The following is a 9,187-nucleotide window of genomic DNA, read 5'->3' as shown; positions in this document are numbered from 1 at the left end:
AGCGAAGGAACGATTACACAATCGTCTCCCTCTTTCCAGTTAACTGGAGTGGCTACGCTGTAGTGATCCGTCAGTTGCAGCGAATCGATTACCCGCAGCAATTCATCGAAGTTACGTCCGGTGCTGGGGGGGTAGGTGAAGGTGAGACGCAGTTTCTTCTGCGGATCGATGACGAAGACCGATCTAACCGTTACGGTGTTGGCGGCGTTGGGGTGGATCATGTCGTAAAGGTCAGAGACCTTCTTATCCGGATCTGCCAGAATTGGGTAGTTAAGACCAACACTCTGAGTTTCTTCGATATCACCAACCCACCCTTTGTGGGAGTCAACATCATCGACGCTAAGTGCGATCGCCTTCACGTTGCGCTTGTCAAATTCTGGCTTGAGACGAGCGACTTCGCCAAGTTCTGTGGTGCAAACGGGCGTAAAGTCTGCGGGGTGAGAAAATAGCACTACCCAGCTATCGCCAGCCCACTCATAAAAGTTGATTTGACCGTGTGTAGAATCCTGAGTGAAGTCGGGTACTTGGTCGCCTAATCTAAGAACCATATTGAATTTCCTGTGAACTACCTTGAGGAACGATCTTCTATATTGCCACAAAACCCCAGTTTCCCGGTCGGAGTTTAGCTCTTTATTAAGATTTGGGAAAACTAGCCAACTTCCAATTGTTCCAGAGTTGAGGTGGAGTGGGTACCGAGAGGTAATAAGATGAGAGGATAGAAAACAAAAATTAAACTAATAGTTGAGGACATGGTACCCTCAATCATGCTGTGTCAGGAGGATTTAAGTTTATGAAACGATTGGTTCGTCTGCTGACAGTGTTGGCTATGTTGGTGAGCTGCTTAGGATGGATGGGGCTGCCCAAAAGCGCTATTGCAGCCGATTTGACGGGTGTAGCACTGCACTCTTCATCAGTGTTGGCAGCAGTCGAGGCACCCCTCCGGAATCGGGCGGATGATAAGCTAGCCACCGAGTTCGGGAAAAAGATTGACTTGAACAACACCAATGTGCGAGCGTTTCGGCAATATCCAGGGCTGTACCCCACTCTGGCTCGCAAAGTTGTCGATAATGCACCTTACAAGAAAGTAGAAGATGTCCTGCAAATTCCAGGCCTAAGTGACGGTCAAAAAGAACGGCTTCAAGCGAACCTGGATAATTTCACGGTGACAGAAATAGAATCAAGCTTCGTGGAAGGTGGCGATCGCTATAACAACGGCTACTACTAAAGCGCTGATAAAGTGCTGAGTACTATAGCTCTTTGAGCATAAACTTAGCGATTTGCTAACCGTGCTGAGTCGTGACTATCCGGGAAAAGATTCTGCAAGCTGGGTGAGATCAACTTAACCTTGCATTCAGAATCTAGACCCTCAAAAGAACCTTCGCCCCTAACGACTCGATTTTCATCACCCACTCCATTAAGGAGTGGGTTATTTATTATGAGTGGAAGTATTAAGGAACTTATCGTTGAACTCTATAAACTTAAAATCTTTACCCCAGCAGGAAATACCCATCCAGTTTGATGTCTTGGTAGTAGGCGCAGGTGCAGCAGGACTTTATGCAGCGCTTTGTCTGCCAGACTCGTATCAAGTTGGTTTGATTACAAAGGATACTCTGCCCCTTTCTGCCAGCGACTGGGCGCAAGGCGGCATCGCGGCTGCAATTGACCCGACAGACTCATCTTCGCTGCACATTGAGGACACAATGCGGGCAGGGGCGGGTTTGTGTGACAAAGAAGCCGTACAGTTTCTTGTAGAGGAGGCTGCATCCTGCATTGATTCGCTCGTGGATATGGGCGTTGCCTTTGACCGCAAAGGAACCTATCTCGCTTTGACCTTAGAGGCGGCTCATTCTCGTCCCCGCGTGCTTCATGCTGCCGATACGACGGGTCGCGCAATGGTGAGTACCTTAACCGAACAAGTGCTGCGTCGTCAGAATATCCAGATTATCTCTCAAGCATTTGCCCTAAGTCTGTGGCTCAATCCTGAAACTGGTGAGTGCCAGGGAATTTGCCTGGTTTACCAAAATCAGATTAGCTGGATAAGGGCGGGCGCGGTGGTGCTGGCGACAGGCGGCGGAGGTCAAGTATTTGCTCAAACGACAAATCCATCGGTCAGTACGGGAGATGGGGTAGCGATCGCGTGGCGTGCTGGGGCTATCCTGCGAGACTTAGAATTTGTCCAATTTCACCCTACAGCCCTCACCAAGCCAGGTGCGCCTCGTTTTTTGATTAGCGAAGCAGTCCGGGGGGAAGGCGCTCATCTGGTCGATTCCCAAGGACGGCGATTTGCCTTTGATTACCATCCAGCGGGTGAACTCGCACCGAGAGATGTTGTCAGTCGAGCGATTTTTAGCCACTTGCAGCAAATTGCAGCCGACCCTGCCACAGGTCACGTTTTCTTAGATTTGCGCCCAATTCCCGAAGAAAAGATTCGCCACCGTTTCCCTAACATTATCCAGGTGTGTCAGCGGTGGGGAATTGATGTCTTTCACGAGCCAATTCCGGTTGCGCCAGCGGCTCATTACTGGATGGGAGGCGTCGCCAGCGATTTAATGAATCGCACCTCGATTCCCGGTTTATATGCGATTGGGGAAACAGCTAGTACTGGCGTTCACGGTGCCAATCGTCTCGCCAGTAATTCCCTACTGGAATGTTTGGTGTTTGGTGCCCAACTGGCTCATTTAGAAAGGAGTCAGAAGCAAGAAGGAAAGACTCGAAAGGATCAAACAGCAACGATGCAGGATGAAACAACACAAGAAAAACCAGACAGTGGAAGCATAGGAGAAATTTCCCCTTTGACTCTCTCTCATCCCTCATCATTCATCTGCGATTCGACCGAACGAGACAAAATTGAAGCTTTACGCCAAGAGTTACCGCGCTTAGTGTGGCAAAGTGCTGGAATTTGTCGATCGCAAGAGGTTTTAGAGAATGCGATCGCTCAAATCGAAGTTTGGCAACAGGAATTTGCTGCTCTGTCTCTAAGTGAGTACCTGATGAATTTAATCCCCGGTCAGCGTGCTAGTTTCGACTTACCCGATGCCGACCAACAACTGCGAACTTGGGGAGAAACTCACAACTTACTAGATGTAGCGTATCTAATTCTCAAAAGTGCTGCTTTTCGCACAGAGAGTCGAGGCGGACACTACCGAACTGACTTCTCTCAAACCTCGCCAAACTGGCAAGTTCACACCTTAGTTCAACATCAGCATTGGTGGAAATCTCCCCCTCTGCAAAACTAAACAGTTAGAAGAGAGAACAAACTTCTTTCTGCTTGCCTTTTAACTTTTACTTGACCTTTACCTTTGCCTAGTTCAGCGCGTTCCTGCACCCGTTCCATCACCAGCGGGAGGGCCGTTATCTTTCGGTTGAAATGCTTTCCCTTCCCCGCCAGACTTTAGTAAATTCTGGGTCTCAGCAGCACTCCAGAAGCTGTTTGACGGGCTGTTGTTGGGAAGAGTGGGGTCGATTCTGGCAGACACCATCTGGGGGCTGAATAGTTGCAACCCAATCAGTAAAGTTGCTGTTCCTGTGAATCGCAAGTAATTACTCATAACACCCGTTACAGTTCCTAGACTTTTGGGAGTGCCACTTTTGGGAGTGCCAGTAATATCAGTATATCCACTGAAAACCTCAGTAGCCAGTACCTTTATCAAATCTTTTTCTTTACGTTCTCTTTATAAAAACTTGAGCTTCTACAAAGAATTTGTAAAGTTAGAATCTGTAGTAAGGTATGCTAAACAAAGCTGTGGAAGTTGTTCGAGTGATTTTCTGACAATAGCAGGCGTTTCTGTGTAGTGGTCAACTAAACGTTTATTTGTAAGTTTAGTATTCAGTATTTTCAACGATAGATCTGGCAATGAATCCGGAAAATTTTTATAAGCTTAATATTTCGTATTTTTATTTTCTCGAAAAAGTTATTATCAAATCAAAAATGATTTAGGCTCTTCCTTTGGTATTAATTGCTAAAAGTTTGATCGAATCTTTCAAGACAGGTGTTATACCTTTCATTTTTGGAGACGACATATCAGATATCCCCAGGTCTTTTTTAAAGAGGGGCACTAGATGTATCCATTGCAGACATGAAGTAAAATCGTCAGGACTTACGCATCTGTCACAAGCAATGGCGCGGCTATGCGTGCCGAGCGCCCAAGTAGAGGACAAACATGGTTCTATCCTCAGCTCATGACGCATCCCAAAAAAGTAGGCGTATTCACACCCAAGTCTATTAAGTGAATCATCAAGGCGAAAAGCACAAGGCAGCATTGGTCAAGACTGTGTTTAAGAAAGGGCAGTTTCAGCGCTGGGTGTAGAGGTTCCAGCGATCGCGCCTTTTCACGCTTAGGATGGCAGGGCAAACTGGGATATACCTACCAAAGCAAATAAACTCTTGAGAGTCGATGAGTTTATCCGAAGAACCTGTAAACGATAGCTGCTGTTCAAAATGGCAGCAGTTCATCAGATGTTTCAGTTAGAGGTTCAGTATCAGCGTTACCAAATCCAGCTCTAACAACCTAGATCGAGACTGGATTGGAGTTCGCTGTACAGGAAAGCGCAGCATAAATTATTGTCTTTTTACCTAAATTTGCTCTGATTTGGCACAGAAACCCGTCTAGTAATCGTTAAGACAAACATCAATACCAAAAGCTGGACTTGCCAAGGCAAAAAGAGCAAACATAGAATCAAACTGACAGATGCTGCTGATGCAGCAAGCATGGCAACTTCATCGTGAGAATTCTCAAAGATGACGAAGGCTGATGCTATCGAGATTGCTAAAGGGATTAAAAAAAGCAAGGACATATCCAAAACCTCTTGAAATCGAATATGCAGGCTACTTGTTGTCAAGTTGCCCTGTTTAGGGTCATTCCATCAAGCTATTACCATGTTTCCCTCCTCACCTCCTTTACACATCACCCTAATGGGTAAACTTTTCTTAGGAAAAATACAGGGGATCGTCTGAGGGATTAGTATAGATCGAATTTAAATTTTACGCCCTAAGTCGCCGTCAATTTATAAAAACAAATTTAAATAAGAACGATAACGGCTATCAAATATAGCATTGTTGCGACCAAAACTACTGATACTATTTTGGGCGAATTTCGTTTAAGTAGCAGCTACGCTGGAGAAATTCAACTAACTATAGCAATCCTATTTGAGTTGTGGAATGCCAGCCCTTCAGCTTCTCAACTTCTCTAAGAAGCCGGGGAGCAAGGCTTCACGAATCCTTGAGGACTGCTATAGGTAGCAGGGATAGGAAGGAGGGGAGTTTTTTCAGTCAATCAGGCGAGAAAGCTCAATCTGCACGCACTGCTTGAGAGATAAGCGATTTGGGTAGACAAAGTACAGATCAAGTAAATACAAAGCTAACAGAAGCGATCGCTTAGTGTGTCTCTCAAGTCTCTCTTGACGTCTAGGCTGTACGTAGGTTTCAAGGTATTGCTTTATCTGGATTGACTGCAAGCATCGGCGTTGCTGAAAAGTAATGATTTTTCCACGAAGGAATCTGCTTGTGAAATAGCTATAGCATTACCAAATCAGCAACGCCCAAGCATCCTTCAACCCCCTTGATAAGGACTCTCGGCTAATCGCTCCCCCAAAATGTAAAGTTTTGTAACATCTTTTCGGCACTGAGGGGTCACACCCCTCAGTGGGGTATATTGAATTTAGTAGATGCACCCTGATGATCGACGCCCTCAAGTTTTTGTTGGGCGTTTTTTGTTTTTGGGGGAGTAGCGATCGCGCAGGCTATGGGCGGCTACTCGGTTCTTTGAAGCTGGTAGAAGCAGCTTCTGGTAGTAATGTCATTTTGTTGTGCAAATCGTCTGCAACAGTTCCTTAACCCCCGCAATGGACGCACCGCTACACTACCTACCAAGGTGGGTAAAGAGGAAGCCCTGATGTAGCCGCTAATAAAGTGAAGGGGGATAACGCGCGACAGCCAGAACGTTTGGCTTTTTGAGGAGCGATTGAGAAGTTTTATAACAATCTTTTATTAGGGGTGGGGGGTGTGACCCCTCAGTGAGGTATATTGAATTTAGTAGATGCACCCTGATGATCAACGCCCTCAAGTTTTTGTTGGGCGTTTTTTGTTTGACTTAATACTCGTAACCGCAAGTTAATTTCCCTCCGCGCTTGCGGGGAGGGGTTCCAGGAAGTTCAGCCCCAGAGTCTTCTCAAACGGCCAAAAGCAATAAGATACAGCTTGTAAAAATTTCTTTTGACTCTGTAAGCGCAAGGCAATGTGCGCTTACAGAGCTAGCTAGGAGAATAGGCGTTACCCACGCTCTCGATAATTAGCGGCGTCTGCCACCAGAACCAAACGATCCCCGACTACGACTGGGACGCGATCGCGATCCGCTGCCAAAACTGGGACTTCTATTCGCGCGGCTGGGAGTCGATCCGTTAGAGCGACGCAACGTGCTGGAACCATAACCCGATCCAGTAGAACGGTTTCCGCTTTGCGGGACTCGACGAATGCTGGTCGGTTGACTGGATGAAGGCGATCTTAAGCGCCCAGTTGTCCGCAAGGTTTGACGATTTCTAACAGCTGGTGGCGGCGCTTGGTAGCGGGTTTGGTATTGCTGAACCGCTTGACTATAAGTGTTGCCGTATCCGCCGTAACCTCTCATAATTCCGCCCGGTTGATACACTGGCGGCATATAGTAACGCGGCGTAAACAACAAACTGCCTACGGCTTGACCTGCCAATGCTCCTGCAAAAGGTGCCCAGAAGCTTGACTGCTGACGCACGACCACGGTCTGGGTTTGACCTGTTTGAGGGTCGGGTCGCGTTTCAGTGACGTTGTGAACGTATTCAATTTTGAAGTCTTCTGGAATGTGCAGAGATGCCTGACCGTTAGCTGCTTTCACATAACCCTTCTGACCAGACTTAATTTCTTCGTCTGTCAGACGTGCCATTTGCAAATCTGTAGAGCGATAAACAGCGGGCGTGCCCGGAGGGGTATTGAGCAACATGAGGGTGTATTCCCCATCGGCATCATTGTAGGTTGCCTGCTGGACTGGATATTGTCCGTCAGGCAAACGACTTTGAGTGGTCGTTGTCTTGAAGTCCCGATTCTGAGATGGGGCTTGGGTTGTGGTTGAGGGACTACCACAAGCTACCGTTGTGAAGCACAACGTCAGGGACATGAAAAGAATGGTCAATCTACGTAACATAAACGGATGAATAATTTTGATGAGGAAGCTATTAGCCATTAAAGGGGAATCTAAAGGGGAATCAGTTCTGGAAAATTCAGCAACAATTGATCGTTTGTGAGTTCATCACCCAACTGCGCTGGAGAAAAGTGAACTTGTATTGCTCGCAGCCTTTCCTGATAGTGCAGATTAACCAAGGCTTTTAGACCTTCTTTAAGCGCACTAAGATTGGCGAGATCGCCTTCGAGTACGGGAAGTTCCCCCTCATAAGCCACCGTAATCATCACAATCAAGTTGCGAGTGACTGGCAATGACAAGGGTTCATTTCCGTGAGAAGGTTGGCTGAAGTCTGGTTCGCTCAAATAGCGCTCAGCAGAGTCTGTGAACAATTCATTCACATAGTCCCCAGCTTCACCTTCATTCCAGAAAACGTCGCCTTCATTCGCTGCGGATTGCCAGTAAGTATCGTACTGTAAGAGGTTCTGACAAATTTCAACCAGTCCTTCGCCCAAAATTTGCAGATCCCCGTCAGCTTCGACGGCTTCTCTAGCAGCACGATTTAGAACTCCCAACAGAGGCGCAACCTCTGCACCTGCTAGATGGACAAACAAACGACAGACTACGAAGCGGTTTTTGCCACTGATTTGATTGAAGCGATCGCGCCAAGAAGTCATGACTTATCTTGCTACCAAATGCCAATCTTAGTCAATTGAGCTACTTTTTTACTTTACTCGGTGGGTGCGATCGCAGCCGTCTACCCTCAGAATGGTTTGACTGCTCAAGCTGGGCTGGAGACTTCCTGGCCTTACAGGGTTGTATAAAGGCAATGTCACAGTGCAAGTGGTTCCCACCCCGACTTCACTCTTTACTGTAATTGTGCCGCCGTGTAAGTCCACACACTTCTTAGTCACGGTTAGTCCTAATCCCGAACCAGCAACATTTCCAACATTTTCCCCTCGATAGAACGGCTCAAATAAATGAAGTTGGTCTTCTGGCGGAATACCAATGCCTTTATCCCTAATTTGCAGAGTTGCCTCTTGGCGATCGCAAACGAGGGAAAAATGAATATGACTGCCTTGGGGGGAGTATCTAATCGCATTGGAGAGTAAATTGGTAACAATCGAGCGCAGAAGTTTTTCATCGATTGCTGAGTTTGGGCTATCTCCCTGGCTGACAAATATTATTGAATTCTTACTACCTGCAATTAACCGCATTTCTTCAGTTAAGTAGTAGCAAAGCTTTTTGATATCAATAGACGCAGGATTAAATTCTAGTTTTCCAGCTTCTGCTCTATTGATTATTAGAATATCTTCTAATAGCTGAACCATGTGTTTGGCACTGGCTTGAATACGAGAAATATTTTTCAATAATTTCTCTTTTGACCATCGCTCGAAGGAATGTTCTAAGGATTGCGAAGAGAGTAAAATCGTGCTGATTGGAGTGCGAAATTCATGGGAAACCATTGAAAAAAAGCGCATCTGAAGCTGACTGAGTTCTTTTTCTCTTTCTAGCGCCAGATGAATTTCTTCCGCTTTTTTAACATCGGTGATGTCTACTCCTGTACCTAGGATTTGTTCGGGTCTACCGTCAGCAGTTCTTGTAAAGACAACCTCACTGATATGAAACCAACGCCATTCACCCGTGGCGTTTTTCATCCGGTATTCTTTTTCGATTACTTGATCTTCTGTAGTACTGGCAAACTCTTTGCTAAATTCCTCGATTTTAGCGAAATCTTCTGGGTGTAAAAAATCTGATAAAATCCGCGATCCGATTGCTTGAATTTCTGCCTGGGTGCATTGAAAAAAGTCTTCCGTTCGACGATTGGCATAAACATTACAATCTTGGATTATGTCATAAATGTAGAGCCAATTAGGAGTTGTATCGGCAATTTTCTGAATGAAACGTTGGCTTTCCTTCAGTGCTTCCTCGTTAGCTTTGCGCTCGGTAATGTCGATGCAGGTGCCAATGTAACCCGCAAAATCTCCTTCTGGGGTAAACCGGGGAACTCCTTTATCTACAATCCAACCGTATTCGCCATC

General features: G+C 46.3%; 9 protein-coding genes. 3 read left to right on the top strand and 6 right to left on the bottom strand.

Features of this window, described 5'->3' with window-relative positions; genetic code table 11:
• Nucleotides 1-548 (bottom strand): peroxiredoxin (locus H6F50_RS09850; protein WP_190428559.1); only part of this gene is annotated, 548 nt, incomplete at its 3' end.
• Between the two features lie 242 nt (nt 549-790).
• Between H6F50_RS09850 and psbU the strand changes: the two genes are divergently transcribed.
• Together psbU and nadB are read left to right on the top strand one after the other, a co-directional pair.
• A complete protein-coding gene (gene psbU / locus H6F50_RS09845) occupies nt 791-1,225 on the top strand; it encodes a photosystem II complex extrinsic protein PsbU (protein WP_190415476.1) in 435 nt (144 codons plus the stop codon).
• Between the two features lie 238 nt (nt 1,226-1,463).
• On the top strand, nt 1,464-3,236 hold the full coding sequence (nadB, locus tag H6F50_RS09840; RefSeq protein ID WP_190428558.1) for an L-aspartate oxidase: 1,773 nt from the start codon (nt 1,464-1,466) through the stop codon (nt 3,234-3,236).
• Between the two features lie 72 nt (nt 3,237-3,308).
• On the opposite strand, the gene H6F50_RS09835 is transcribed toward nadB, so the two are convergent.
• Together H6F50_RS09835 and H6F50_RS09830 are read right to left on the bottom strand one after the other, a co-directional pair.
• Complete coding sequence (locus H6F50_RS09835; RefSeq protein ID WP_190428557.1) at nt 3,309-3,650, bottom strand: hypothetical protein; 342 nt, start codon at nt 3,648-3,650, stop codon at nt 3,309-3,311.
• 641 nt (nt 3,651-4,291) lie between these two features.
• Nucleotides 4,292-4,453 (bottom strand): hypothetical protein, encoded by a 162-nt coding sequence (locus H6F50_RS09830; protein ID WP_190428556.1) that lies wholly within the window; start codon nt 4,451-4,453, stop codon nt 4,292-4,294.
• Nucleotides 4,454-5,674: 1,221 nt separating this feature from the next.
• On the opposite strand from H6F50_RS09830, the gene H6F50_RS09825 reads away from it, so the two are divergent.
• A complete protein-coding gene (locus H6F50_RS09825) occupies nt 5,675-5,833 on the top strand; it encodes a hypothetical protein (protein ID WP_190415467.1) in 159 nt (52 codons plus the stop codon).
• A 454-nt stretch (nt 5,834-6,287) separates the two neighbouring features.
• Here H6F50_RS09825 and H6F50_RS09820 read toward each other — a convergent pair whose 3' ends face one another.
• The 3 genes from H6F50_RS09820 to H6F50_RS09810 all read right to left on the bottom strand — a co-directional run.
• Entirely contained in the window at nt 6,288-7,169 is an 882-nt protein-coding gene (locus H6F50_RS09820; protein ID WP_190428555.1) for a hypothetical protein, read from the bottom strand.
• Nucleotides 7,170-7,219: 50 nt separating this feature from the next.
• Nucleotides 7,220-7,822: a DUF1517 domain-containing protein gene (locus H6F50_RS09815; protein ID WP_190428554.1), complete on the bottom strand. Its 603-nt coding sequence runs from the start codon at nt 7,820-7,822 to the stop codon at nt 7,220-7,222.
• Nucleotides 7,823-7,870: 48 nt separating this feature from the next.
• Nucleotides 7,871-9,187: PAS domain-containing sensor histidine kinase (locus H6F50_RS09810; protein WP_190428553.1), on the bottom strand; the 1,317-nt coding region annotated here is incomplete at its 5' end.

The sequence above is a fragment of the Coleofasciculus sp. FACHB-712 genome, assembly GCF_014695635.1.
Taxonomy (GTDB): domain Bacteria; phylum Cyanobacteriota; class Cyanobacteriia; order Cyanobacteriales; family FACHB-T130; genus FACHB-T130.
Note: the sequence above shows the minus strand (reverse complement) of the source record. Positions and strands in the feature narration are given on the sequence as shown.

What these genes read in the sequence shown, in the direction of transcription:
- psbU (WP_190415476.1), top strand. Translation starts at nt 791, where the DNA reads ATGAAACGATTGGTTCGTCTGCTGACAGTGTTGGCTATGTTGGTGAGC.
- H6F50_RS09830 (WP_190428556.1), bottom strand. Translation starts at nt 4,453, where the DNA reads ATGAACTGCTGCCATTTTGAACAGCAGCTATCGTTTACAGGTTCTTCG.
- H6F50_RS09825 (WP_190415467.1), top strand. Translation starts at nt 5,675, where the DNA reads ATGATCGACGCCCTCAAGTTTTTGTTGGGCGTTTTTTGTTTTTGGGGG.
- H6F50_RS09820 (WP_190428555.1), bottom strand. Translation starts at nt 7,169, where the DNA reads ATGTTACGTAGATTGACCATTCTTTTCATGTCCCTGACGTTGTGCTTC.
- H6F50_RS09815 (WP_190428554.1), bottom strand. Translation starts at nt 7,822, where the DNA reads ATGACTTCTTGGCGCGATCGCTTCAATCAAATCAGTGGCAAAAACCGC.